Origin of the sequence: Streptomyces bluensis, from assembly GCF_014650715.1 — a bacterium.
Lineage (GTDB): Bacteria > Actinomycetota > Actinomycetes > Streptomycetales > Streptomycetaceae > Streptomyces > Streptomyces bluensis.
In genome coordinates this window covers 221,628-246,264 of record NZ_BMVM01000002.1, presented here as the reverse complement: position 1 = coordinate 246,264, position 24,637 = coordinate 221,628, and the positions used below count along the sequence as shown (strand labels likewise).

The following is a 24,637-nucleotide window of genomic DNA, read 5'->3' as shown; positions in this document are numbered from 1 at the left end:
CGAACGAGTGGACCTGGGGCCGGGGAGGCGCTCTGCGTCTCCCCGGTTCGTTCTGCCGGATGTGAGCGAGAACAACCGTCAGGGAAAGCGCACCGCACGCGAGAGGCTGGCGGCGGAGCGAGAGAAGCAGAAGGCCGCGGAGAAGCGCCGCCGCGTACTGGTCGTGGGCGCCTCCGTGGTGTGCGTCCTGGGCCTGGCCGCGGGGATCGGCGCCCTCGCCGCGAACGCCGGCAAGGACGGCGCGGACCAAGCCTCGGGCCCGGTCGTGGGGCCCTCGGGAGCGCAGGGCAAGAACGGCCTGGTGATCCCCGTCGGCAAGGACACCGCCAAGTCGACCCTCACGGTGTGGGAGGACTTCCGCTGCCCGGCGTGCAGGTCCTTCGAGGACACCTACCGTTCCACGATCCACCGGCTCACGGACGCCGGAAAGCTCAAGGTCGAGTACCGCCTGGCGACACTGATCGACGGGAACATGGGCGGCAGCGGTTCGAAGAACGCCGCCAACGCCGCCGCGTGCGCCCAGGACGCGGGCAAGTTCGCGGCGTACCACGACGTGCTGTACAAGAACCAGCCCCCCGAGGCGGAGGACGCCTTCGCCAAGGACGCCACGCTGGTCGAGCTGGCGAAGAAGGTCGACGGGCTGGACACGCCCGCCTTCCGCCGGTGCGTCGAGGACGGCACGCACAACGGCTGGGCCGTGAAGTCGAACGAGGCTTTCCGGAAGGGCCGCTTCTCGGGCACCCCGACCGTGCTCCTCGGCGGCAAGAACATCTACCAGGACCAGTCGATGACCCCGGCGAAGCTGAAGCAGATGGTCGAGGCGAAGTACGGCGGATGAGGCCCGTCCGCCGTGGTGCGGCGGGCGGTGGCGTTATGGAGCCGTAGCCGGGCGGGTTGCCGCGGTGCCTGTCCGGCAGGGTAGCGTCGACCTTGCCATGGACCTTGTTGAGCTTGCCTTCATTCCGAGCCCGTCGCGCGGGGTGCTGTACCTGGGCCCCGTGCCGCTGCGCGGCTATGCGTTCTGCATCATCATCGGCGTCTTCGTGGCCGTCTGGCTCGGCAACAAACGCTGGGTCGCCCGCGGTGGGCGGGTCGGCACAGTGGCCGACATCGCGGTCTGGGCCGTGCCGTTCGGCCTCGTCGGCGGACGGCTGTACCACGTGATCACGGACTACGAGCTGTACTTCAGCGAGGGCCGTGACTGGGTGGACGCCTTCAAGGTGTGGGAGGGCGGTCTCGGCATCTGGGGCGCGATCGCGCTCGGAGCGGTGGGTGCGTGGATCGGATGCCGCCGCCGCGGCATCCCGCTGCCCGCGTACGCCGACGCCGTCGCCCCCGGCATCGCCTTCGCGCAGGCCATCGGACGGTGGGGCAACTGGTTCAACCAGGAGCTGTACGGCCGCCCCACGGACCTTCCCTGGGCCGTGAAGATCACGTCCTCGACGGACGGCCGGGTCCCGGGTACCTACCACCCGACCTTCCTCTACGAGTCCCTGTGGTGCATCGGCGTCGCGCTCCTGGTCATCTGGGCCGACCGCCGCTTCAAGTTCGGGCACGGCCGGGCGTTCGCGCTCTACGTCGCGGCGTACTGCGCAGGCCGCTTCTGGATCGAGTACATGCGCGTCGACGACGCCCACCACATCCTCGGTCTGCGGCTCAACAACTGGACCGCGATGTTCGTCTTCCTCCTCGCGGTGCTCTACATCGTCCTCTCGGCGCGGATGCGGCCGGGGCGCGAGGAGATCGTGGAGCCGGGCGCCTCCGGCGGCGGTGAGGATGACGCGGGGGAGACCGCGAAGAAGGCGGACGGTACGGAGCGGGCGGACAAGGCCGACGCGTCCAAGTCCGAGTCCGGGTCCACATCCGAGTCCGAGGCCGACTCCGAGCCCCATGAGGAGCCTGAGAAGGCGGGCGCCGTGAAGCCCGCTGGCAGCGCGCCCGAGAAGGAGCCCGAGACCGAGTCGGCCAAGAAGAGCTGATCTCGACGGTATGTGTAGGGGGCGCCGTATCCACGTGGATACGGCGCCCCTCACGTTTTCGCCCCCGCCGCCCCTACCCGTCCCATCCCCGGGGGCTGCCGCCCCCGGACCCCCGCTTGTCGGCCTGAGCGGCCTCGTCCTCAAGCGCCGGACGGGCTGGAAATCCAGCCCCTCTGTGGGCGAGGGACAGTGTGCGGTGGGCGGAGGCCACGACCGCGGCGTCGACGAAGCAGCCGTTCGGGAGAGCCTGGGCGCCGGGCTCCTCCGCCGCGGCCTGGAGGATCTCCTCGGCCGACTCGATCTCCTCCCGCGTCGGCAGGTACGCCCGTTCGATGACCGGAAGCTGGCGGGGATGGATGGCCGTGCGACCGAGGAAACCGAGGGCGCGGCCGTGAGCGCAGGAACGGGCCAGGCCGTCGAGGTCCCGGGTGTCCGGGTAGATCGACTGGGCGGGAGGCGGGAGGGACGCGGCCCGTGCGGCCAGCACGACCCGGGAACGCGGCCAGTCCAGGGCCGAGTCGGACCGTACGCCGAGTTCGGCCCGGAGGTCGGCCTCGCCGAGGGCGATGCCCTTGAGCGCGGGGTGGGAGGTGGCGACGGCGTAGGCCTGTTCCACGCCCAGGGCCGTTTCCAGCAGGGCGTACAGCGGGATCGCTCCGCCCTCGGCGGGGGCGGACTCCTCCGCCACGCGGACGACCTGCGCGGGGGACGTCACCTTCGGCAGACGCAGGCCCGAGAGGCCGGGGAGAGGGGCCAGGGTGGTGAGGTCCGCCGCCGCGGGCGGGGTGTTCAGGGCGTTCACACGGACATGGACCGGGACCGGCGGGGGCTCGGCGAGCAGCTCGGCGGTGGCCGTGCGCGCGTACTCCTTGCGGTCCGGGGCCACCGCGTCCTCCAGATCGACGACGACCACGTCCGCTCCGGAGGCGAGGGCCTTGGCCACCACCTCCGGGCGGTCGCCGGGGGCGTACAGCCAGGTCAGGGGGTAGTCCTCCGTCACAGGGCGCCTTCCGAACGCAGCTCGGCGAGGTCCGTGTCCGTCAGCCCGAGCTCGGTGAGGACGGCCTCCGTGTCGGCGCCGTGCGGCCGGCCCGCCCAGCGGATCGCGCCAGGGGTGGAGGACAGGCGGAAGAGGACGTTCTGCATGCGCAGAGGGCCCAGTTCGGGGTCGTCGACGGTCGTGATGGTGTCGAGCGCCTCGTACTGGGGGTCCCGCATCACGTCCCGTACGTCCTGGATGGGGGCCACCGCCGCCTCCGCCTTCTCGAAGGCCTCGATGACCTCTTCCCGGGTGTGGCGGGCGATCCACGCTCCCACCGCCTGGTCGAGGACGTCCGCGTGGCGGGCCCGGCCCGTGCCCGTCGTGAACCACGGTTCGGCGGTCAGTTCGGGGCGGCCCACCAGCCGCATCACCCGCTCCGCGACCGACTGGGCCGAGGTCGAGATCGCGACCCAGCGGTCGTCCGCCGTGCGGTAGGTGTTGCGGGGCGCGTTGTTCTGGGTGCGGTTGCCCGTACGGGGCTGGACATGGCCCAACTGGTCGTACCAGAGGGGCTGCGGGCCCAGGACCGTGAGGATCGGCTCGATGATCGCCATGTCGACCACCTGGCCCTCACCCGTGCGTTCGCGGGCGGTGAGCGCGGTCATCACCGCGTACGCCGTGGTCAAGCCCGCGATGGAGTCGGCCAGGCCGAACGGCGGGAGCGTCGGCGGGGCGTCCGGTTCGCCGGTGATCGCGGCGAAGCCGCTCATCGCCTCCGCGAGGGTGCCGAAGCCAGGGCGGCGCGCGTACGGGCCGTACTGGCCGAAGCCGGTGACCCGGGCGAGCACCAGACGGGGGTTCGCGGCGCTGAGGTCGGTCCAGCCGAGGCCCCATTTCTCCAGGGTGCCCGGGCGGAAGTTCTCGATGATCACGTCGGCCGTCGTTGCCAGCCGCAGCAGCGTCGTGCGGCCGCCCGGCTTGGACAGGTCCAGGGTCATCGTGCGCTTGTTGCGGCCGAGGAGCTTCCACCACAGGCCCACGCCGTCCTTCGACGGGCCGTGGCCCCGGGACGGGTCCGGTCTGCGTGGATGCTCGACCTTGATGACCTCCGCGCCGAAGTCGCCGAGCATCGTGGCGGCGAGGGGGCCGGCGAAGAGGGTCGCGAGGTCGAGGACGCGCAGGCCGGACAGCGGCGCGGGCGTCGCGTTCACTTCGTGCATCGAGGTGTCGTCTCCCGGAGGGTGAGCTGGGCGAGGGCGTCGAAGCCGATGCCGTTGAAGTCGGCGACGGAGGTGGCGAGCCGGTTCTTCAGGGGCAGGGTCCAGCGCTGCGGCAGTCCGGCGGGGTCTCCGGCGAGGAGACCCGCGATGCTGCCCGCCGTCGCGCCGACCGAGTCGGTGTCCAGGCCGCCCGACACCGCACGGCAGATGGAGCCGGTGAAGTCGCCGTCCGCATGGGTGAGGGCGGCGGCGAGCAGGGCGGTGTTGGGGACGGCGTGGACCCAGTGGTAGTCGGCGTGGGTGAGGTGGAGCCGGTCGACCACTGTTTCGAAGTCCCGGTGATCCTGGGCCAGTTGGATCGCGTGGCGGACCGCTCCGGCCAGACGGGAGCCGGGCGGCACGACCCGCAGTCCGGTGCGCAGGCAGTGGTGGACGTCGTGGGTTCCGGCGGCGGCCTCGGCGATGACGGCGGCGGCGAACATGGCCGCGTAGACGCCGTTCGCCGTGTGGGTGAGGACCGCGTCGCGGTGGGCCTGTCCGGCCGCGGTCGCGGGGTCGCCCGGGTGGGTCCACCCGTGGACGTCGGCGCGGATGAGGGCGCCGATCCACTCACGGAACGGGTTGCGGTGGCGGGCCGTGCGCGGTGGGGCGATGCCGCTGAGGAGGTTGCGGTAGGCGACGCGTTCGGCGGTGAAGGTACGGCCCGCGGGCAGTTCGTCGAGCCAGTGCCGGGCCACGTCGGCGGTGGTGAACCCGGGGCCGTGGCGTCGCAGCAACAGCAGGTTGAGCAGGGGGTAGTTGAGGTCGTCGTCCTCGGGCATGCCGTCGATGTTCTCGGCGAGGGAGGTGGTGGCCGAGCGGCGGTTCCAGGGGTGGGCGGCCGCGAGGTCGGCGGGCAGGCCGCGGGCGGTGAACCAGGTGTTCAAGGGCCAGTTGCCGGTGGCCCGGGCGAGCGCGCGGATGGCGTGGAGGGGGAGCTTTTCCACGGGTTTGCCGAGGAGACAGCCCGCGGCCCGGCCGAGCCACGCGGCCTCCAGGCGGGCGAGGTGGCCGGCCGGGACGTGCCGGTCCTTCGCGGTCGGCCACTCGGGGCACAGGGCGCGGATCCCGTCGAGCTCCGTCGGCTCCGTCTCCCGCAATCCGCTGGGCAGATCGGCCAGTTCGTCCAGCAGGTCCTCGGCGAGCAGCCGCAGGTACGGCGACACGGGCTCCGGTGACGCGCCGTCGCGGTGCGGGGCCGGCGGGCCCCCGGCCGCGGTCCAGCGCGCGGCGATCGCCGACGGCTCGCGGCCGTCCTGGGCGGCCTGCCGCAGTTCGTGACCGAGGAGGTCCTCCGGCTGCACCCAGGTCAGGCGCAGGGCGGTCACCGGCCGGCCGCCAGGGTCGCGAAGGCGTCCTCGTGCGCCCTCCGGCGCTGTACATCCCGTTCGAAGACCTCGCGCGCCACCTCCGCGAGGACCGCCGCCGGGGTGTGCAGGTCCAGACGGCTGGCCTCCGCGACCTGCTTCGCCCAGTCGGGGGGAACGTCCGAGCCGAGCGCGCCCGCGAGGGCACCGGACATCGTGGCGATGGAGTCGCAGTCGCGGCCGTAGTTCACCGAGCCGAGCACGGCGTGCCGGTAGTCGCCGCGGGCCACCACCAACATGCCCAGCGCGATGGGGAGTTCCTCGATGGCGTGCAGCCGGGAGGGGCGGCGGGCGCCCAGCGAGGGGGAGCGGTAGTCGGGGCCCACCGTGTCGTACGGGGTCACCGCCTCGCGCAGTGGCTTCAGCGCCGACTCGAAGTCCGTGTGGCGGGCGGCGACTTCGCAGACGGTCTCGATCGCGGCACGGGTGCCGTCCTTGGCCAGCGACAGACAAGCCGCGACCACCGAGTCCGGGGTCGCGCCCGGCGCGCACGCCGCCGCCACGGCCGCCGCGAACACCCCGGCCGCCTCCCTGCCGTACGACGACTGGTGGGCGCCCGCCACGTCGAGCGCCTCGGCGTACGCGCCGCGCGGATTGGCCGCGTTGACCAGTCCGACCGGCGCCATGTACATCGCGGCACCGCAGTTGACGATGTTGCCGACTCCGGCCTCGCGCGGGTCGACATGGCCGTAGTGGAGGCGGGCCACCAGCCACTTCTCCGCGAGGAAGATCCGCTGCAACGGCAGTGCCTCCGTTTGGAGTTCGGGGATCCAGCGCGGGGTCGTCATCAGGTCGGGGACCAGGTGCCCGGCGACGGCGTACGCGTCGAGGTGGTCGCGGACCGTGGCGTACACGCGGATCAGCGCGTGGGTCATGAGGGTGTCGTCGGTGACGTGTCCGTCGCCCTTGTGGTATGGGGCGATGGGGCGGGCGGTGCGCCAGTTGTCGCCGTTCCAGGGGCCGACGACGCCGTGCACACGGCCGCCGTGGCGTTCGGTGATCTGCTCGGGGGAGTAGCCCTCGACGGGGCCCCCGAGGGCGTCGCCGACGGCCGCGCCGACCAGGGCGCGGGTGATGCGTTCGTCCAAGGCCGGGCTCGCTTCCCGTTCATACGGAGTGTCGTGTGTGGGTGTTGGTTCTGACGTCGTATCTGAAGTGCGCTTCATGTCCGAATCATTCACCTGGGGCGGCCAGTTCCGTGGCTGCGAGGAGTTCGGCGAGGTGTACGAGATCCGTACCGGTGAGGCGGGGCAGCGCGCAGCCGGAGAGGGTGCGGCAGGCGTCCCGCCATGTGGCCGGGATGGCGGTGTCGCCGCCGAGCGCGCCGGTCAGGGCGCCGACGAGGGCGGGGGCGGAGTCGGCGACACGGGACAGGCAGGCGGCGGCGGGTACGGCCTCGGCGATCCGGCCGCGGGCGGCGGTGGCGAGCGCCAGGGCGACGGGGACGGTCTCGGCCGCCGCGATGCCGTAGCTGTAGACGTGGTCGACGATCTGGTGCTCCAGGAGGGGCACGAGAGCGAAGGTTCCTTCGCTTGCGTGGTCCTGGGCGAGGCGCACCGCGTGCCGGGCGTTGCGGCCGATCTCCGTCTCCGCCGGAAGCTCGGTGAGCGCCGCCGCCACACAGGCGTCCACGTCCGCGCCGTCGAGCGCGAGCGCGAGCGCGGCGCCCATGGCGCGGGCGCCGTGCACGCCGTCGCCGTCCTGCGTGTAGCGCGCGTCGAACTCGGCCAGCTCGGCGGCGCGTTCGGGGTCCCCGGTGTGGGCGATGGCGAGCACACAGGCTCGTACGCAGGCGGCGTCGTCGAAGTAGTGCGGGTTGTCGTGACCCGTGGCGGGCGGGCGCAGTCCGGCGGCGAGGTTGCCGAGTCCGGCGCGTACGGAGATGCGGGCGCGCAGCGGCAGGACGGCCGACTCGACCTCGGGTGCCCGCTCGGCGGCGGCCGCGACCTCGCTGGCGACGGCGTTCCAGGACAGGTCGATCGCCGCGCGCATCCGCCGGGCCCGGCTGAGGTCGCCGAGCGCACCGCAGTCCCCGGCCCGCAGCACGGCCTCCGCCGCGAACACCGCCCACTCCGCGTCGTCGGAGGGCCCGAGCCTGAGCGGTTCCGGCGGCTGGTTGAGCGCGATGGGCACGGGCAGCGTGGTGGTCGCGTTCTGCTCGGCGAACGTGTCCAGTTCGCGGGTGAGCCGTCGTGTCCACTCCGGCATCCGGGCGGCCCGGTGCCGCGCGGCGGGCCACCCGGCGGCGTCACCGGCGGCGAGCCCGAGGAGGAGGCCCTGAATGCGGTGGCCCTCCGGGGGGTGCGTGGTCGTGTCGGCCTCGGCTTCGCCTTCGGCCGGGTTTTGATTCCCGCCCGCACCGCCCGTGCGGCTTTCGTCTTCGGGTGCGGGTGGCCCCTGTGGGGCGGTCTCGTCGTTGGCGGCTGCGGGTCCGAGTGAGGCTCCGGTTGTTCCTTCGTCCCATGGCGCGAGTGCTGTCACGGCCTTACCTCCTTCTCGCCCCCGGCGAGCACGTACAGTCCGGGCGCCCACTTGGGAGACTCGTCCGGGGTCAGCAACTCCGCGATGTCCAGGACGTGGTGGCCCTCCATCGAGGGCAGGCAGCTGCCCCGCGCCGGGCCGATCGCCGCCGCCCAGGCCGGCGGGATCGCCGAGACGCCCCGGGTGGCGCCGGCCAGCGCGCCCGCGACGGCCGCCGTCGTGTCGGCGTCGCGCCCCATGTTGACGGCCGTGAGCACCGACTCCGCGAAGTCGCCGTCGGCCGCCGCGTACGCGCCGAAGGCCAGGGCGACGGCCTCCGGTGCCAGGTCCGTCCAGGGGTAGCCGCCGATCACCACGGCGGAGCGGACCGCGCGCTCGCCGAGATGGGCCGCCGCCACCGCCCGGCGCAGGGAGCGGGCGGTCCAGGAGTCGTCCGGGACGACCGCCAGGGCCGAGGCGATCACGGCGATCGTCGGGGCGCCCCCCATCGCGGCCGCCACGCCCGCCGCGACCGCCTGGCCGCCGTAGATGCCCTCGCCGTCGTGGCTCACCGAACCGTCGATGGCGACCAGCCGGGCCGCTTCCGCCGGGCGGCCCGCCGCGAAGACACCGAAGGGCGCGGCCCTTATGGCCAGTCCGTCGCTCCACGCGTGCCGGTGCTGGGCGGAGATCGGTGCGGCGAGGCCCCGGCGCAGGTTCTCCAGCGTGCCGCGCTCGCTGAAGCCCGCGCCGCGGAACGGGCCCTCGTCGCGGTCCGCGATCCACTGGTGCCAGGCCGACTCCACGTGCCGGGCCGTGAGCGCCGACCCGTGCCGGGCCAGCAGCAGCCCGGAGAAGATCGCGTACTCGGTGTCGTCCGTGCCGCAGGGGCGCTCGGCCACGTACCCCGTGATCCGGCCCCAGCGCGCACGGATCTCCGACGGCTTCATGTTCTCGGCGGGTGCGCCGAGCGCGTCCCCGACGGCGAGCCCGAGCAGCGCGCCGCGCGCCCGCTCGCGCAGACCGGTGGCGTCCCCGGGCGCCGGGACCGAGGGAATGCAGGCGATGGCAGCCATACGATGCCTCTCTGAGGGCCTGAGCGACTCCAGGGAAAGTCCGGGTACGTCCCCGTGCCGTCCGGCACGCACCCCGGCGACGCCGAGAGCACGCACCGAACGACGCGGGAACGCACGCGTACGTCCCCGGCACCGCTGAGCCGCGAGTAGTTGATCCGCTCTTCGGATCTTTGCCACACCGGGCGCCCCACCGGCTTCCGGAATCCCCGCCAATCACCCGGTCGACATCTGTGCGGAACCCTGTACGAATGAGCGGACGACGGTGTGTGTTGCCTTGAAACCACCGGCCCGCATCCTGAGATGCGCAGGTAAGTACGGCCTACCTTGCTGGCAGGAGCGATTTTCCGCGCGTACGTTCGGGTGTTGAAGAGGACTGAAGAGAGTCGACGGCATCCGAGGGGGACCTGAATCGTGGCCATCATCGAAACCGAGGCGACGCTGCACGAAGCGCACCGGGACAACCACACGCACCGGGACGTGAACGGTGGCTGGCTGCGTCCGGCCGTCTTCGGGGCCATGGACGGGCTCGTGTCCAACCTGGCCCTCATGAGTGGAGTCGCCGGAGGGGCCGTCGGACAGCAGACGATCATCCTTACCGGACTCGCGGGGCTCGCCGCGGGGGCCTTCTCCATGGCCGCGGGTGAGTACACCTCGGTCGCCTCGCAGCGCGACCTCGTGCAGGCCGAACTCGACGTCGAGCGGCGGGAGTTGAGGAGACATCCGGAGGACGAGGAACAGGAGCTCGCCGCGCTCTACGTCAGCCGGGGCGTCGAGCCGGAGCTCGCGCGGAAGGTCGCCAGGCAGCTGTCGCACGATCCCGAGCAGGCACTGGAGATCCATGCCCGTGAGGAACTGGGCATCGATCCCGGCGATCTGCCCTCACCGACCGTAGCCGCCGTCTCGTCCTTCGGTTCCTTCGCCCTGGGCGCGCTGCTCCCCGTGCTGCCGTACCTGCTCGGCGCGACGGTCCTGTGGCCCGCCGTGCTGCTGGCGCTCGCCGGGCTCTTCGGATGCGGTGCGGTCGTGGCCAGGGTGACGGCACGGACCTGGTGGTTCAGCGGGCTGCGGCAGCTCGCGCTCGGCGGTGCCGCGGCGGGTGTGACGTACGCTCTGGGCAGTTTGTTCGGTGCGGCCCTATGATGAGTCGGCTCTGGGGCGGCTCTCTACCTATGCGGGAGGCCGCATAAGTAGTCGTTACCAGACGGTTTCGAATGCTTAACCACTGGGCATGAGCCGTAAGCGCCGCCGGGCAATGACGCTCGCTCCGCACTCCATGGTGGGTGACGCCCTCCTCTGTACATCCCGAGCCGACGGGCATTGATCTGTCCGTCCGGCTCCCCCTGACTCCGCCGCCGCGCGCGGTACCCGCGCCGCGCGCCAGCGGCGTCCCGCATGTTGGAACGAACTGTCCCGGTTCCCGAGAACCGTTCCATCATGTAACCTGCACGAAATTTTGCGCAGAGGGCCAGCGTCGTCCCTCGGCACCTGCTATATGCCACTGACGACGACGGGAGAGCCGATGCGTACGCCGCGCCAGCCGTCCCAGCACTCCGCGAATGGCCAGAAGTGGTCGTTCATGGATGCTCGCCCTGCTGCGCAGGGTATGTACGACCCCCGCAACGAGCATGACGCGTGCGGCGTCGGCTTCGTCGCGACCCTCACCGGCGAGGCGTCCCACACCCTGGTTGAACAGGCCCTCACCGTGCTGCGCAACCTGGAGCACCGCGGTGCCACCGGCTCCGAGCCCGACTCCGGCGACGGCGCCGGAATCCTCTCCCAGGTACCCGACGCCTTCTTCCGCGAGGTGGCCGGATTCAAGCTGCCCGAGGCCGGCGCCTACGCGGTCGGCATCGCCTTCCTCCCGGACAACGGGGCCGAGGACGCCGTCTCGCGGATCGAGACGATCGCCGCCGACGAGGGCCTGACCGTCCTCGGCTGGCGCGAGGTGCCGGTCGCCCCCGAACTCCTCGGCGCCACCGCCCGCTCGACGATGCCCGCCTTCCGCCAGCTCTTCGTGACCGACGGCGTCAGCACGGGCATCGACCTCGACCGCAAGGCCTTCGTGCTGCGCAAGCGCGCCGAGCGCGAGGCCGACGTCTACTTCCCGTCGCTGTCCGCGCGGACCATTGTCTACAAGGGCATGCTCACCACCGGTCAGCTGGAGCCCTTCTTCCCGGACCTGTCCGACCGCCGGTTCGCGTCGGCCATCGCGCTGGTCCACTCGCGCTTCTCGACCAACACCTTCCCGAGCTGGCCGCTCGCCCACCCGTACCGCTTCATCGCGCACAACGGCGAGATCAACACGGTCATGGGCAACCGCAACTGGATGCGCGCCCGCGAGTCCCAGCTGGTCTCCGACCTGTTCGGGCCGCAGGAGAAGCTGGAGCGGATCTTCCCGATCTGCACGCCCGAGGCGTCGGACTCCGCCTCCTTCGACGAGGTCCTGGAACTGCTCCACCTCGGCGGCCGCTCGCTGCCGCACTCCGTGCTGATGATGATCCCGGAGGCGTGGGAGAACCACGACTCCATGGACCCCGCCCGGCGCGCCTTCTACCAGTACCACTCCACGATGATGGAGCCCTGGGACGGCCCGGCCTGCGTCACCTTCACCGACGGCTCCCAGGTCGGTGCCGTGCTGGACCGCAACGGCCTGCGCCCCGGCCGCTACTGGGTCACCGACGAGGGCCTCGTCGTCCTCGGCTCCGAGGTCGGCGTCCTCGACATCGACCCCGCCAAGGTCGTCCGCAAGGGCCGCCTGCAGCCCGGCCGTATGTTCCTCGTCGACACCGCCGAGCACCGCATCATCGAGGACGACGAGATCAAGGCCCAGCTCACCGCGGAGAACCCGTACGCGGAGTGGCTCGATGCCGGAGAGATCGAGCTGTCCGACCTGCCCGAGCGCGAGCACATCGTGCACACCCACGCCTCGGTCACCCGCCGCCAGCAGACCTTCGGGTACACCGAGGAGGAGCTGCGCGTCCTCCTCGCGCCGATGGCCAAGGCCGGCGCCGAGCCCATCGGCTCGATGGGTACGGACTCGCCGATCGCGGCCCTCTCCGAGCGCCCCCGGCTGCTCTTCGACTACTTCACCCAGCTGTTCGCACAGGTCACCAACCCGCCGCTGGACGCCATCCGTGAGGAGCTCGTCACCAGCCTGCGTTCCTCGCTGGGCCCGGCGGGCAACCTGCTGGAGCCCACGGCCGCGTCCTGCCGGTCGGTCACCCTGCCCTTCCCGGTGATCGACAACGACGAGCTGGCCAAGCTCATCCACATCAACGCCGACGGCGACATGCCCGGCATGAAGGCCGCGACCCTCTCGGGCCTGTACCGGGTGAGCGGCGGCGGCCAGGCGCTGGCCGCCCGCATCGAGGAGATCTGCGCCGAGGCCGACGCCGCCATCGACAACGGCGCCCGCCTCATCGTCCTCTCCGACCGCCACTCGGACGCCGAGCACGCACCCATCCCGTCACTGCTGCTCACCGCGGCCGTCCACCACCACCTCATCCGCACCAAGCAGCGCACCCACGTGGGCCTGCTGGTCGAGGCCGGTGACGTCCGCGAGGTCCACCACGTCGCGCTGCTCATCGGCTACGGCGCCGCGGCCGTGAACCCGTACCTGGCGATGGAGTCCGTCGAGGACCTCGTCCGCGCGGGCACCTTCCTGCCGGGCATCGAGCCCGAGCAGGCCATCCGGAACCTGATCCACGCCCTCGGCAAGGGCGTCCTCAAGGTCATGTCCAAGATGGGCATCTCCACCGTGGCCTCCTACCGCGGTGCCCAGGTCTTCGAGGCCGTCGGTCTCGACGACGCCTTCGTGGAGAAGTACTTCAACGGCACGGCCACCAAGATCGGCGGCGTCGGCATCGACGTCATCGCCCAGGAGGTCGCCGCCCGCCACGCCAAGGCGTACCCGGCCTCGGGCATCGCCCCGGCGCACCGCGCGCTGGAGATAGGCGGCGAGTACCAGTGGCGCCGCGAGGGGGAGCCGCACCTGTTCGACCCGGAGACGGTCTTCCGCCTCCAGCACTCCACGCGCAGCGGTCGCTACGACATCTTCAAGAAGTACACCGACCGCGTGAACGAGCAGTCCGAGCGCCTGATGACGCTGCGCGGCCTGTTCGGCTTCAAGAGTGACCGGCAGGCGATACCGCTGGACGAGGTCGAGCCGGTCTCCGAGATCGTCAAGCGGTTCTCGACCGGCGCGATGTCGTACGGCTCGATCTCCCGCGAGGCGCACGAGACGCTCGCCATCGCCATGAACCAGCTGGGCGGCAAGTCCAACACCGGTGAGGGCGGCGAGGACCCGGAGCGCCTGTACGACCCGGCGCGCCGGTCGAGCATCAAGCAGGTCGCCTCCGGCCGCTTCGGCGTGACGTCCGAGTACCTCGTCAACGCGGACGACATCCAGATCAAGATGGCCCAGGGCGCCAAGCCCGGCGAGGGCGGCCAGCTGCCCGGCCACAAGGTGTACCCGTGGGTGGCGAAGACCCGGCACTCCACGCCGGGCGTGGGGCTCATCTCCCCGCCGCCGCACCACGACATCTACTCCATCGAGGACCTGGCCCAGCTGATCCACGACCTGAAGAACGCGAACCCGCAGGCGCGGATTCACGTGAAGCTGGTGTCGGAGGTGGGCGTCGGCACGGTCGCCGCGGGCGTGTCGAAGGCACACGCGGACGTCGTGCTGATCTCCGGCCACGACGGCGGTACGGGTGCTTCCCCCCTGACCTCGCTCAAGCACGCGGGCGGCCCCTGGGAGCTCGGCCTCGCCGAGACCCAGCAGACGCTGCTGCTCAACGGCCTGCGCGACCGCATCGTCGTACAGACCGACGGCCAGCTGAAGACCGGCCGTGACGTGGTCATCGCCGCGCTGCTGGGCGCCGAGGAGTTCGGTTTCGCGACCGCGCCGCTCGTCGTCTCCGGCTGCGTCATGATGCGCGTCTGCCACCTGGACACCTGCCCGGTCGGCATCGCCACCCAGAACCCGACCCTGCGGGAGAGGTTCACCGGCAAGGCCGAGTACGTCGTGAACTTCTTCCAGTTCATCGCCGAGGAGGTCCGCGAGATCCTCGCCGAGCTGGGCTTCCGCTCGATCGAGGAGGCCGTCGGCCACGCCGAGACGCTCGATGTGACCCGCGCGGTCGACCACTGGAAGGCGCAGGGCCTGGACCTGGAGCCGCTGTTCCACGTGCCCGCCCTGCCCGAGGGCGCGGTGCGCCACCGGATCGTCCCGCAGGACCACGGCCTGGAGAAGGCGCTCGACAACGAGTTGATCAGGCTCGCGGCGGACGCGCTGGCCGCTCCGGACGCGACGGACGCCCAGCCGGTGCGCGCCCAGGTCAAGGTCCGCAACATCAACCGCACCGTCGGCACCATGCTGGGCCACGAGGTGACGAAGAAGTTCGGCGGGGCTGGGCTCCCCGACGACACGATCGACATCACCTTCACGGGCTCGGCGGGCCAGTCGTTCGGCGCCTTCCTGCCACGCGGTGTGACGCTGCGCCTGGAGGGCGACGCCAACGACTACGTCGGCAAGGGCCTCTCCGGCGGCCGGGTGATCGTCCGTCCCGACCGGGGCGCCGACCACCTCGCCGAGTACTCGACGATCGCGGGCAACACCATCGCGTACGGCGCGACCGGCGGCGAGCTGTTCCTGCGCGGCCGTACGGGCGAGCGGTTCTGCGTCCGCAACTCCGGCGCCCTGGTGGTGTCCGAGGGCGTGGGCGACCACGGCTGCGAGTACATGACCGGCGGCCACGCGGTGGTCCTCGGCGAGACGGGCCGTAACTTCGCGGCCGGCATGTCCGGCGGCATCGCCTACGTGATCGACCTGAACCGCGACAACGTCAACGCCGGCAACCTGGGCGCGATCGAGGCCCTGGACGACACCGACAAGCAGTGGCTGCACGACGTGGTGCGCCGCCACGCGGAGGAGACCGGCTCGACGGTCGCCGAGAAGCTGCTCGCGGACTGGGACGCGTCCGTGGAGCGCTTCAGCAAGATCATCCCCAGCACGTACAAGGCAGTGCTCGCCGCCAAGGACGCCGCCGAGCGAGCCGGTCTCTCCGAGACCGAGATCACCGAGAAGATGATGGAGGCGGCGACCAATGGCTGATCCCAAGGGCTTCCTGAACCACGGCCGCGAGGTCGCCACGTCCCGCCCGGTCGGCGAGCGCGTCAAGGACTGGAACGAGGTCTACGTCCCCGGTTCGCTGCTCCCGATCATCTCCCAGCAGGCCTCGCGCTGCATGGACTGCGGCATCCCGTTCTGTCACAACGGCTGCCCGCTGGGGAACCTGATCCCTGAGTGGAACGACTACGCCTACCGCGAGGACTGGGCGGCCGCGTCGGAGCGCCTGCACGCGACGAACAACTTCCCGGAGTTCACCGGCCGTCTGTGCCCCGCGCCGTGCGAGTCGGCCTGTGTCCTGGGCATCAACCAGCCGGCGGTCACCATCAAGAACGTCGAGGTCTCGATCATCGACAAGGCGTGGGAGTCCGGCGAGGTCGCCGCGCGGGCGCCCGAGCGCCTGTCCGGCAAGACGGTCGCGGTCGTCGGGTCCGGCCCGGCGGGTCTCGCCGCCGCCCAGCAACTGACCCGGGCCGGTCACACGGTCGCGGTGTACGAGCGCGCGGACCGCATCGGTGGCCTCCTCCGTTACGGCATCCCCGAGTTCAAGATGGAGAAGCGGCACATCAACCGCCGTATCGAGCAGATGCGTGCGGAGGGCACCCGCTTCCGCACGGGCATCGAGATCGGCCGCGACCTCAAGGCGACGGACCTGCGCAAGCGGTACGACGCGGTCGTGATCGCCGCGGGCGCCACGACGGCCCGTGACCTCCCCGTCCCCGGACGCGAGCTCAAGGGCGTCTACCAGGCGATGGAGTACCTGCCCCTGGCCAACAAGGTCCAGGAGGGCGACTACGTGGCCCCGCCGATCTCGGCCGAGGGCAAGCACGTGGTGGTCATCGGCGGCGGCGACACGGGCGCGGACTGCGTGGGCACCGCCCACCGTCAGGGCGCCGCCTCGGTGACCCAGCTGGAGATCATGCCGAAGCCGGGTGAGGAACGTGCCGCTCACCAGCCGTGGCCGACCTTCCCGATGCTCTACAAGGTCACCTCGGCCCACGAGGAGGGCGGCGAGCGCGTCTACTCCGTCTCGACCACCCACTTCGAGGGCGACGAGGACGGCAACGTCCAGTGGCTGCACCTGATCGAGGTCGAGTTCGTCGACGGCAAGCTGACCCAGAAGCCGGGCACGGAGCGCAGGATCCCCGCCCAACTGGTCACCCTCGCCATGGGCTTCACGGGCACGGACCGCGAGAACGGTCTCGTCGACCAGTTCGGCCTGGACCTCGACGAGCGCGGCAACATCGCCCGCGACGCCGACTTCCAGACCAACGTGCCGGGCGTGTTCGTGGCGGGCGACGCCGGCCGTGGCCAGTCGCTCATCGTGTGGGCCATCGCGGAGGGCCGCTCGGCGGCACGTGGGGTGGACCGCTTCCTCACGGGCGCGAGTGACCTGCCGGCGCCGATCCGGCCTACGGATCGGGCGCTGACGGTCTGACGGTCCGACAGACGTCCCGTACAACGGCGTACGGAACACGCGACGCCCACCCTTTGTCCCCGACCGGACGTTGGGTGGGCGTCGCACTTTTCGCCCCCGCCGCCCCTACCCGTCCCATACCTGGGGGCTGCCGTCCCCCAGACCCCCGCTTGTCGGCCTGAACGGCCTCGTCCTCAAGTGTCGGAGGGGCTGGAAATCCAGCCCCTCCGACACTTGAGGAGCGGGGTCCGGGGCGGAGCCCCGGGATGGGACGGGTAGGGGCGGCGTTCGCCTCCGCACGCCAGGCCTCGGTGAAGCCGGGGTCGAGGCCTTCGTGGGAGTCCGTGCCGTCCACCTCGCGCAGTGCGGGGAGGTACGTGGCGAGGCCGTTGTCCGGGTGGGACTTCGTGTAGCGCTCGACCAGGACGCGCAGGTCGTGGGTGCCGGTGCAGAAGCTGATGATGCCGGCGGTGTAGCCGCAGCCGTCTCCGATGTCCTCGATGGAGCCGTACGTGGTGCGCCAGTCGAGGGTCGATTTCTCGGCACTCGCCACCAGTTTCTGGGCCAGTTCCTTCTTTTCGGGGGCGGCCAGGCCCGGGGGCGCCGCGGCGATCACCTTCTCGTCGGCGGCGCGTTCGGCCTCGGCCCGCGCCTTCGCGTCCTGGCGGGCCCGCTCGGACGCGGGCACCCGGCTCCCCGGCGTGAGGTGCTCGCGCGCCTCCGGGTGACTCAGGCCGTTCCGTTCTTCAGCGCTGACGCCATCCCCACCGCCAGGAGCACCAGCACGGCCAGCAGCACCACGCACGCCCCTGCCTGCACCAGCGTGCGGCGGCCGCCGCGGGGTGCGTAGGCGAAGGCCAGGGCCACCGCCGAGCCCGTCAGCAGGCCGCCCAGGTGGCCCTGCCAGGAGGTGATCGCCGCGGAGAGGACCAGCCACAGGAGCAGGCCCGCCATGAAACGGTTGACGCTCCGCGGGTCGGCACCGAGGCGGCGGGCCAGGACGTAGTACGCGGCGCTCACGCCGAAGAGCGCGCCCGACGCCCCCACCGTGCTCGTCGTGGGTGCCAGGAGGAGAACCAGGACCGAGCCGCCCAGCGCGGACAGCCCGTACAGGGCGAGGTAGCGGGACCGGCCGAGCTGCGACTCCACCACCCGACCCACGTTCCACAGCGTGACCATGTTCATCACGATGTGCAGGATCCCGAACGTGCCCTGGGTGGGCGGAAGGTGCAGGAACGCGCCGGTGAGCAGGCGGTCCCACTCGCCGTTCACGACGCCCTCGGGCGAGAAGCCGGCGGGGTAGGTGTCCTGCCAGACGTAGTGACCGCCGTCCGGGCCGGTCAGCCCCGCCCCCAGCATCGAGAAACGGTCCAGTATCTCCGGGCGGACCACCTCGGCCAGGTAGGCGAGGACGTTCAGCGCGATGAGGGCGTACGTCACGAGCGGCGCCGTGGTGATACGCCCGCCGAACGCCGTGCGCGCCTCCCGGACCGAGCGGGCTCCCTCCCGCACGCACTCCACACAGTGGTGCCCGACGGCCGCCTCCCGCATGCAGTCCGGGCAGATGTACCGGTCGCACCGTGTGCAGCGGACGTGGCACTCCACCTTGGGGTGGCGGTAGCAGGTGGTGACGGCGGACTCGGACGGCGAATCGGGTTCCACTGCCGGCTCCTTGCGGTGTGCGGGTCTGACGGTGAGCCGGTGGGGACGGCGGCGAACACATACGGAGCCGAACACAATACGGCGGCGAACAAAATAGCGAACGCCGGTGACCGGAGCGAGGGAAGGGGGTGGTGTGGCGATAGCCTCGGCGTCCCGTACCAGCCCCGAAGGAGTCCGCATGGCCGCGATCAGCCTCAGCAAGGTCGAGGAGACCGCGCCCGCACTCGTCAGCCTCTACAAGACCGCCGGTGTCAGCCTGGCCAAGCACGGGCTGAACGGGCAGCGGGCGGCGGTCTACCTCGTCGTCGACTACTCCGGGTCGATGCGACCGTACTTCCGGGACGGCAGCGTGCAGGCGCTCGCCGACCGCGTGCTCGGTCTGTCCGCGCACCTCGACGACGACGGGACCGTACCCGTCGTCTTCTTCTCCACCGACGTCGACGCCGTCGCCGACATCGCCCTCGCCGACCACCAGGGCCGTATCGAGCGCATCGTGGCCGGGCTCGGGCATATGGGCAAGACGAGTTATCACCTGGCCATGGACGCCGTCATCGACCACTACCTCGACAGCGGTTCACCGGACCCCGCTCTCGTCGTCTTCCAGACCGACGGCGGGCCGATCAGCAAGCTCGCGGCGGAACGGTATCTGTGCAAAGCGGCCCGGCTGCCGCTGTTCTGGCAGTTCATCGGGTTCGGCGATCCGGACAGCAAGCAGTTCGATTTCCTGCGCAGGCTCGACGAGCTGGCGGTGCCGGGCAGGCGGGTCGTCGACAACGCCGGGTTCTTCCACGCCGGTTCGGATCCCGGGCGGGTCTCCGACGGGCAGCTGTACGACCGGCTGGTGGGTGAGTTCCCGAAGTGGCTGGTTGCTGCACGGGCCCAGGGCATCGTGGCGTAAGCGCAGAAGCAGCTGAGGCACCTCAGCGCCGGGGGCGCGGTGTGAGCGTGTGATCAGAAACGGGGAGTGGCCCCCATTTACATCGTGGGCCGTGCGTGCCACCCTGAGGGCAACCGACGGGAGGGCGGGCGACGACGTATGGATGGCGCGCGATCGGTCAGAGAGAAGGGCCGCGGACGAGGCCCCACGGCGGGCACGGGGGAACGGCTCGCGGACTGGGCCGACGGGCGCCTGGGGGTCTACGCGCTGGCGAAGGCCAACCTGCGCAAGGTGTTCCCGGACCACTGGTCGTTCATGCTCGGCGAGGTCTGCCTCTACAGCTTCCTCATCCTGATCCTCACGGGCGTCTATCTCACGCTCTTCTTCGAGCCGAGCGGCGTCGAGGTCGTCTACAACGGCTCGTACGAGCCCCTCAACGGCGTCATCATGACCAGGGCGTACGAGTCCACGCTGGAGATCAGCTTCGATGTACGCGGCGGACTGCTGATCCGGCAGATCCACCACTGGGCCGCGCTCGTGTTCGTCGCCGGGATGCTGGTGCACATGATGCGGGTGTTCTTCACCGGTGCGTTCCGCAAGCCGCGCGAGCTCAACTGGCTGTTCGGCTGGACCCTGTTGATGCTCGGCCTCATCACCGGCCTGACCGGCTACTCGCTCCCCGACGACCTGCTCTCCGGCACCGGCGTCCGGTTCGCGCAGGGCGCCATCCTGTCGATCCCGATCGTGGGGACGTACCTCTCCTTCTTCCTCTTCGGAGGGGAGTTCCCCGGACACGACATCATCTCGCGGTTCTTCCCGATCCACGTGCTGCTGCTGCCCGGGATCATGCTGGGCCTGGTCGTGGCCCATCTGGTCCTCGTCTTCTACCACAAGCACACGCAGTACCCCGGGCCCGGACGGGACCAGAAGTCCGTGGTCGGTATGCCGTTCATGCCGGTCTACATGGCCAAAGCCGGCGGCTTCTTCTTCCTCGTCTTCGGCGTGCTGTCGCTGATGGGGGCGATCGCGACGATCAACCCCGTGTGGGCCTTCGGACCGTACCGGCCCGACCTGGTGACGACCGGCGCCCAGCCCGACTGGTACCTCGGCTTCTCCGAGGGGCTGATCCGGGTGATGCCGGGGTGGGAGATCAACGCCTTCGGCCACACACTGGCCCTGGGCGTCTTCATCCCCTTCGCGCTCTTCCCGCTGATCATGCTGGCCATCGCCGTGTACCCGTTCATCGAGGGGTGGATCACCGGGGACAAGCGTGAGCACCACCTCCTGGACCGGCCGCGCAACGCACCCGTGCGCACCGCGCTGGGCGTGGCCTGGCTGAGTCTGTACGGGGTGCTGCTGATCGGCGGCGGCAACGACATCGTGGCCACGCATCTGCACCTGTCGATCAACTCCATCACCTGGTTCGTGCGCATCGGGTTCTTCGTGGTGCCGGTGCTGGCCTTCGTCGTCACCAAGCGGATCTGCCTGGGGTTGCAGCGCCGCGACCGCGACAAGGTGCTGCACGGGCGGGAGACCGGCGTGATCAAACGGCTCCCGCACGGCGAGTACGTCGAGATCCACGCGCCGCTCTCCCGGGAGCACCTGCACACGCTCACCCAGCATGAGCAGGCGCCGCCGTACGAGACCGGGCCGCGCGTCGACGCGAACGGCGTGGTCCGCCGGGTCAAGGGCTCCCAGCGGCTGCGCGCGCGCCTCGCCCGCGCCATGTACGGGCCGGACAGCCACATCCCGAAGCCGACCGCCGAGGAGTACCGGGAGCTCACGAGCGGCGACCACCCCCACTGAGGACCACCTCCCGGCACTCGCCCGGCGTGCCCCACGCCGTCCGCAGGGCACGGGCTTTGGTGAGCCAGAGCGACAGGTCGTACTCGGCGGTGTAGCCGATCGCACCGTGCAGTTGCAGGGCCGTGCGCGCGGTCGCGTACGCGGCCTCGCAGGCGGTGACCTTGGCGGCGGCCACATCGCCCGGGTCCAGCGTGACCGCCGCGCCGAGCACCAGCGGGCGCGCGAACTCCAGCGCCACCTTCGCGTCGGCCAGCCGGTGCTTCACCGCCTGGAACGAGCCTGTGGGCACGCCGAACTGGGTCCGCTGCCGCACATACGCCACCGTCCTGTCGAGCAGCGCCAGCCCGACCCCGAGCGCCTGCGCCGCGGTGGCGAGCCGGGCCCAGAGGAGGGCGTGGGCGAAGCACGATGAGGCGGCGAGGAGTTCGCCGCCGGGAAGCAGGAGTGTGAGGCGGCGAGCCGGGTCCAGGGAGCGGCGGACGGGCCCGTGCCCGGGGGCGAGGCGCAACGCGCCGTCGGCGGTCAGGGACAGACGGGTCGTGGCTGTGTCCCCGTCGAGGGCGTACGACCCGGCACGCGCCACGGTCGCCGTCGACTCGCCCGTCACCAGCGCCGGGACCCGGCGCTTGGCGGGACCCGGGTCGTCCAGCCCGGTGAGCAGAACGGTCGCCGTCACGGTCTCCACCAACGGGCCCGGAACGGCATGCCTCCCCAACTCCGTGAAGGCGACCGCGAGTTCGACAGGCAGCGGACCCACCCCCTCGTACGCCTCCGGAGCGGCCAGCGCGAAGACCCCCGCCTGAGCGATACGGCGCCACAGAGCGCGGCCCGTGGCCTGATCACCGCGGCTCCAGTCCCGTACCACCGACGGCGTGTCCGCGGCCGTCAGCATCGCGTCCAGCGAGTCGGCGAAGGCCCGCTGCTCAGTGGTCAGGAGGAAGCGCATCTAGCGGCGGCCCTTCGGGAGGCCGAGCAGGCGCTCGGCGATGATGTCGCGCTGGATCTCGTTCGTGCCGGCGTAGATCGGGCCCGCCAGGGAGAACACATAGCTCTCCGACCAGTCCGTGCCCGCCAGCTCGCCCTCCTCGCCCAGGAGATCGAGGGCCGTCTCCTGCACGGCGATGTCGTACTCGGACCAGAAGACCTTGTTCAGGCTGGACTCGGGGCCGAGCCGCTCACCCTCGGCGGAGCGGGAGGCGGCGGCGTACGTGAAGAGCTGGTAGGCGCGGGCCCCGATGAGGGCGTCGGCGACGCGGTCACGGGCGAGCGGATCCCGGCCGCGCTCCCGCCAGAGCGCGGCCAGGCGGTCGGCGGCCGCGAGGAAACGGCCCGGGGAGCGGAGCGTGAGCCCACGCTCGTCGGCGGTCGCCGACATGGCGATGTGCCAGCCCTGGCCCGGCTCACCGACCACGTCCTCGTCGGGCACGAAGACCTCGTCGAGGAACAGCTCGGCGAAGGCGGGCTTGCCGTCGAGGCGGCCTATGGGACGGACGGTGACACCGGGCGCGCGCAGGTCGAACATCAGGTAGATGAGCCCCTGATGGGGCTTCGGGGTGTTCGGCTCGCTGCGGAACAGGCCGAACGCCCGGTCCGCGAACGCCGCCCGCGACGACCACGTCTTCAGCCCGCTCAGGAGCCAGCCGCCGTCGGCGCGCACCGCGCGCGAGGTGAGCGAGGCCAGATCCGAACCGGCCTCCGGCTCCGACCAGGCCTGCGCCCACACCGTCCGCCCCGTCGCCATCGGCGGCAGCGCCCGCGCGCGCTGCTCCCGCGTGCCGTGGGTGAAGAGCGTGGGGGCGAGGAGACTGATGCCGTTCTGACCGACCCGGCCGGGGGCGCCCGCCGCGTAGTACTCCTCCTCGAAGACCAGCCAGCGGACGATGTCGGCTCCCCGGCCCCCGTACTCCTCGGGCCAGGACACCACCGACCAGCGGTCCGCCGCCAGCTCGGCCTCCCAGGCGCGGTGCGCCGCGAAGCCCTCCTCGGTCTCCAGGGAGGGCAGCGGCTCGGCCGGCACATGGGCGTCGAGCCAGGCGCGGGCCTCGGCGCGGAACGCCTCGTCGGCGCGGGAGAGCGTCAGGTCCACGGTCACCGTCCTTCGCTGTCATGCGTCGTCGTTCTTCCCTGCCATTCTTCCCTAACAAGTGTTTGGTAGGTTAGCGTGGCCCTATGACAGACGTCGAGAGTCCGGCGTACGTGCCCGGTCACGGACTGTTGCGAGGGCGCACCGCGGTGGTCACCGCGGCCGCGGGCGCGGGGATCGGCGGGGCCACCGCGCGCCGGTTCCTTGAGGAGGGCGCGCGGGTCCTGATCAGCGACGCGCACACCCGGCGGCTCAAGGAGTACGAGGAGGTGCTGGCCGGGGAGTTCGGCGAGCACGCCGTCGGCGCGCAGCCGTGCGACGTCACCGACGAATCCCAGGTCCGGGGGCTCTTCGACACTGCCCGGAGCCGGCACGGCGGGCTCGACATCGTGGTCAACAACGCGGGACTCGGCGGTACCTCCCCGCTCGTCGACATGACCGACGAGCAGTGGTCGCGAGTGCTGGACGTGACGCTGAACGGCACGTTCCGGTGCATACGGGCCGCCCTGCGGGCCTTCCGTGCGTCAGGTGTGAGCGGCCGCGGCGGAGTCATCGTCAACAACGCGTCCGTGGCCGGCTGGCGCGCCCAGGCCGGACAGGCCCACTACGCCGCCGCCAAGGCGGGCGTCATGGCGCTGACCCGGTGCGCGGCCGTGGAAGCCGCCGAGTACGGGGTACGGGTCAACGCGGTCTCGCCGAGCCTCGCCATGCACCCGCACCTCGTGAAGGTGACGACCCCGGAACTGCTCGCCGAGCTGACCGCCCGCGAAGCCTTCGGGCGGTATGCCGAACCCTGGGAGGTGGCCAACGCGATCGTCTTCCTGGCGTCCGGGTACTCGTCCTACATGACCGGCGAGGTCGTCGCCGTCAGCAGCCAGCACCCCTAGGGCCCTGGGACCACAATGTGTCCGTGCCTACCAAGAAGAAGCCCCAGGTGACCGCCGTACCGGAACGGCGGCGCGAACTCCTCGACACCGCCGCCGAGGTCTTCGCCGAGCAGGGTTACAACGCCACCACCGTCCGCAAGATCGCTGATCACGCGGGGATGCTCGCGGGCAGCCTCTACTACCACTTCGACTCCAAGGAATCGATGCTGGAGGAGATCCTGCGGACCTTCCTCGACGAGCTCTGGGACGGCTACGACGCGGTCCTGGACTCCGGGCTCGGGCCCCGGGAGACCCTGGAGGCCCTGGTCACCGAGTCCTTCCGGGAGATCGACCGGCACCGCGCCGCCGTCGCCATCTACCAGAAGGAGTCCAAGCAACTCGCCCCGCAGGAGCGCTTCGCGTTCCTCGCCGAGTCGCAGCGCAAGTTCGAGAAGGCGTGGCTGTCCACGCTGGAGCGCGGGGTCGCCGCCAAGGTCTTCCGGGCCGACCTCGACATCCGGCTCACCTACCGGTTCGTGCGCGACACCGTGTGGGTCGCCGCGTCCTGGTACCGGCCCGGCGGACAGCACAGCCCGGAGGAGATCGCCCGCCAGTACCTGTCGATGGTGCTGGACGGAATCGCCGTACGCGAATAGCTGTTCCAACTGTTGAA

General features: G+C 71.3%; 18 protein-coding genes and 1 pseudogene. 9 read left to right on the top strand and 10 right to left on the bottom strand.

Translation table 11 applies throughout. From position 1 onward, the window contains the following. Positions 1 to 61: 61 nt before the first annotated feature. On the top strand, positions 62 to 838 hold the full coding sequence (locus IE262_RS06255) for a DsbA family protein (RefSeq protein WP_189871932.1): 777 nt from the start codon (positions 62 to 64) through the stop codon (positions 836 to 838). A gap of 97 nt (positions 839 to 935) precedes the next feature. Next, a complete protein-coding gene (gene lgt / locus IE262_RS06250; RefSeq protein ID WP_189871930.1) occupies positions 936 to 1,979 on the top strand; it encodes a prolipoprotein diacylglyceryl transferase in 1,044 nt (347 codons plus the stop codon). A 73-nt stretch (positions 1,980 to 2,052) separates the two neighbouring features. Here the strand turns inward: lgt and IE262_RS06245 are convergent, their stop codons facing one another. Genes IE262_RS06245 through IE262_RS06220 form a run of 6 tightly spaced genes read right to left on the bottom strand, consistent with a single transcriptional unit; the run spans position 2,053 to position 9,123 of the window. Beyond that, a complete protein-coding gene (locus IE262_RS06245; RefSeq protein ID WP_189871928.1) occupies positions 2,053 to 2,979 on the bottom strand; it encodes an HpcH/HpaI aldolase/citrate lyase family protein in 927 nt (308 codons plus the stop codon). After that, on the bottom strand, positions 2,976 to 4,181 hold the full coding sequence (locus tag IE262_RS06240; RefSeq protein ID WP_134032695.1) for a CaiB/BaiF CoA transferase family protein: 1,206 nt from the start codon (positions 4,179 to 4,181) through the stop codon (positions 2,976 to 2,978). Before IE262_RS06240 ends, IE262_RS06245 begins: the two co-directional genes overlap by 4 nt. Next, positions 4,169 to 5,548 carry an ADP-ribosylglycohydrolase family protein gene (locus tag IE262_RS06235; RefSeq protein WP_189871926.1) on the bottom strand — a complete coding sequence of 460 codons (1,380 nt, stop codon included), beginning with the start codon at positions 5,546 to 5,548 and terminating at the stop codon, positions 4,169 to 4,171. The genes IE262_RS06240 and IE262_RS06235 overlap by 13 nt, the downstream gene beginning before the upstream one ends. After that, complete coding sequence (locus IE262_RS06230) at positions 5,545 to 6,753, bottom strand: ADP-ribosylglycohydrolase family protein (protein ID WP_189871924.1); 1,209 nt, start codon at positions 6,751 to 6,753, stop codon at positions 5,545 to 5,547. The genes IE262_RS06235 and IE262_RS06230 overlap by 4 nt, the downstream gene beginning before the upstream one ends. Before the next feature lie 7 nt (positions 6,754 to 6,760). Further along, complete coding sequence (locus tag IE262_RS06225) at positions 6,761 to 8,068, bottom strand: ADP-ribosylglycohydrolase family protein (RefSeq protein ID WP_229877128.1); 1,308 nt, start codon at positions 8,066 to 8,068, stop codon at positions 6,761 to 6,763. Then, complete coding sequence (locus IE262_RS06220) at positions 8,065 to 9,123, bottom strand: ADP-ribosylglycohydrolase family protein (RefSeq protein WP_134032704.1); 1,059 nt, start codon at positions 9,121 to 9,123, stop codon at positions 8,065 to 8,067. The genes IE262_RS06225 and IE262_RS06220 overlap by 4 nt, the downstream gene beginning before the upstream one ends. Before the next feature lie 411 nt (positions 9,124 to 9,534). On the opposite strand from IE262_RS06220, the gene IE262_RS06215 reads away from it, so the two are divergent. The 3 genes from IE262_RS06215 to IE262_RS06205 all read left to right on the top strand — a co-directional run bounded on the left by IE262_RS06215 (position 9,535) and on the right by IE262_RS06205 (position 16,691). After that, positions 9,535 to 10,263 (top strand): VIT1/CCC1 transporter family protein, encoded by a 729-nt coding sequence (locus IE262_RS06215; protein WP_134032707.1) that lies wholly within the window; start codon positions 9,535 to 9,537, stop codon positions 10,261 to 10,263. Positions 10,264 to 10,642: 379 nt separating this feature from the next. Continuing rightward, a complete protein-coding gene (gltB, locus tag IE262_RS06210) occupies positions 10,643 to 15,238 on the top strand; it encodes a glutamate synthase large subunit (RefSeq protein ID WP_189871922.1) in 4,596 nt (1,531 codons plus the stop codon). Further along, positions 15,231 to 16,691 carry a glutamate synthase subunit beta gene (locus IE262_RS06205; protein WP_189871920.1) on the top strand — a complete coding sequence of 487 codons (1,461 nt, stop codon included), beginning with the start codon at positions 15,231 to 15,233 and terminating at the stop codon, positions 16,689 to 16,691. Before gltB ends, IE262_RS06205 begins: the two co-directional genes overlap by 8 nt. Positions 16,692 to 16,959: 268 nt before the next feature. Here IE262_RS06205 and IE262_RS06200 read toward each other — a convergent pair. Together IE262_RS06200 and IE262_RS06195 are read right to left on the bottom strand one after the other, a co-directional pair. Further along, positions 16,960 to 17,358: pseudogene (locus tag IE262_RS06200) on the bottom strand (chitosanase); the annotation flags it as partial. Between the two features lie 41 nt (positions 17,359 to 17,399). Continuing rightward, on the bottom strand, positions 17,400 to 18,332 hold the full coding sequence (locus IE262_RS06195) for a rhomboid family intramembrane serine protease (RefSeq protein ID WP_189871918.1): 933 nt from the start codon (positions 18,330 to 18,332) through the stop codon (positions 17,400 to 17,402). A 178-nt stretch (positions 18,333 to 18,510) separates the two neighbouring features. Here IE262_RS06195 and IE262_RS06190 point away from each other — a divergent pair, with 178 nt between their 5' ends. After that, entirely contained in the window at positions 18,511 to 19,230 is a 720-nt protein-coding gene (locus IE262_RS06190; protein ID WP_189871916.1) for a vWA domain-containing protein, read from the top strand. Between the two features lie 138 nt (positions 19,231 to 19,368). Beyond that, positions 19,369 to 21,015, top strand: coding sequence for a cytochrome bc1 complex cytochrome b subunit (gene qcrB, locus IE262_RS06185; protein ID WP_189871914.1), 1,647 nt, complete (start codon positions 19,369 to 19,371; stop codon positions 21,013 to 21,015). Here the strand turns inward: qcrB and IE262_RS06180 are convergent. Both IE262_RS06180 and IE262_RS06175 read right to left on the bottom strand, forming a co-directional pair. Further along, positions 20,990 to 21,961, bottom strand: a complete 972-nt coding sequence (locus tag IE262_RS06180) for an acyl-CoA dehydrogenase family protein (RefSeq protein ID WP_189871912.1) — start codon at positions 21,959 to 21,961, stop codon at positions 20,990 to 20,992. The two genes, qcrB and IE262_RS06180, sit on opposite strands and share 26 nt — an antisense overlap. Then, the gene (locus tag IE262_RS06175; protein WP_189871910.1) at positions 21,962 to 23,101 is read right to left on the bottom strand and encodes an acyl-CoA dehydrogenase family protein; all 1,140 of its coding nucleotides are present in this window, start codon (positions 23,099 to 23,101) and stop codon (positions 21,962 to 21,964) included. Between the two features lie 83 nt (positions 23,102 to 23,184). Here IE262_RS06175 and IE262_RS06170 point away from each other — a divergent pair, with 83 nt between their 5' ends. After that, positions 23,185 to 23,985, top strand: a complete 801-nt coding sequence (locus IE262_RS06170) for an SDR family oxidoreductase (RefSeq protein WP_189871908.1) — start codon at positions 23,185 to 23,187, stop codon at positions 23,983 to 23,985. A 23-nt stretch (positions 23,986 to 24,008) separates the two neighbouring features. Then, positions 24,009 to 24,620, top strand: coding sequence for a TetR/AcrR family transcriptional regulator (locus IE262_RS06165; RefSeq protein WP_134032733.1), 612 nt, complete (start codon positions 24,009 to 24,011; stop codon positions 24,618 to 24,620). The last annotated feature ends 17 nt before the right edge of the window (positions 24,621 to 24,637 follow it).

What these genes read in the sequence shown, in the direction of transcription:
- lgt (WP_189871930.1), top strand. Translation starts at nt 936, where the DNA reads ATGGACCTTGTTGAGCTTGCCTTCATTCCGAGCCCGTCGCGCGGGGTG.
- IE262_RS06240 (WP_134032695.1), bottom strand. Translation starts at nt 4,181, where the DNA reads ATGCACGAAGTGAACGCGACGCCCGCGCCGCTGTCCGGCCTGCGCGTC.
- IE262_RS06230 (WP_189871924.1), bottom strand. Translation starts at nt 6,753, where the DNA reads ATGAAGCGCACTTCAGATACGACGTCAGAACCAACACCCACACACGAC.
- IE262_RS06220 (WP_134032704.1), bottom strand. Translation starts at nt 9,123, where the DNA reads ATGGCTGCCATCGCCTGCATTCCCTCGGTCCCGGCGCCCGGGGACGCC.
- gltB (WP_189871922.1), top strand. Translation starts at nt 10,643, where the DNA reads ATGCGTACGCCGCGCCAGCCGTCCCAGCACTCCGCGAATGGCCAGAAG.
- IE262_RS06205 (WP_189871920.1), top strand. Translation starts at nt 15,231, where the DNA reads ATGGCTGATCCCAAGGGCTTCCTGAACCACGGCCGCGAGGTCGCCACG.
- IE262_RS06190 (WP_189871916.1), top strand. Translation starts at nt 18,511, where the DNA reads ATGGCCGCGATCAGCCTCAGCAAGGTCGAGGAGACCGCGCCCGCACTC.
- qcrB (WP_189871914.1), top strand. Translation starts at nt 19,369, where the DNA reads ATGGATGGCGCGCGATCGGTCAGAGAGAAGGGCCGCGGACGAGGCCCC.
- IE262_RS06180 (WP_189871912.1), bottom strand. Translation starts at nt 21,961, where the DNA reads ATGCGCTTCCTCCTGACCACTGAGCAGCGGGCCTTCGCCGACTCGCTG.
- IE262_RS06170 (WP_189871908.1), top strand. Translation starts at nt 23,185, where the DNA reads ATGACAGACGTCGAGAGTCCGGCGTACGTGCCCGGTCACGGACTGTTG.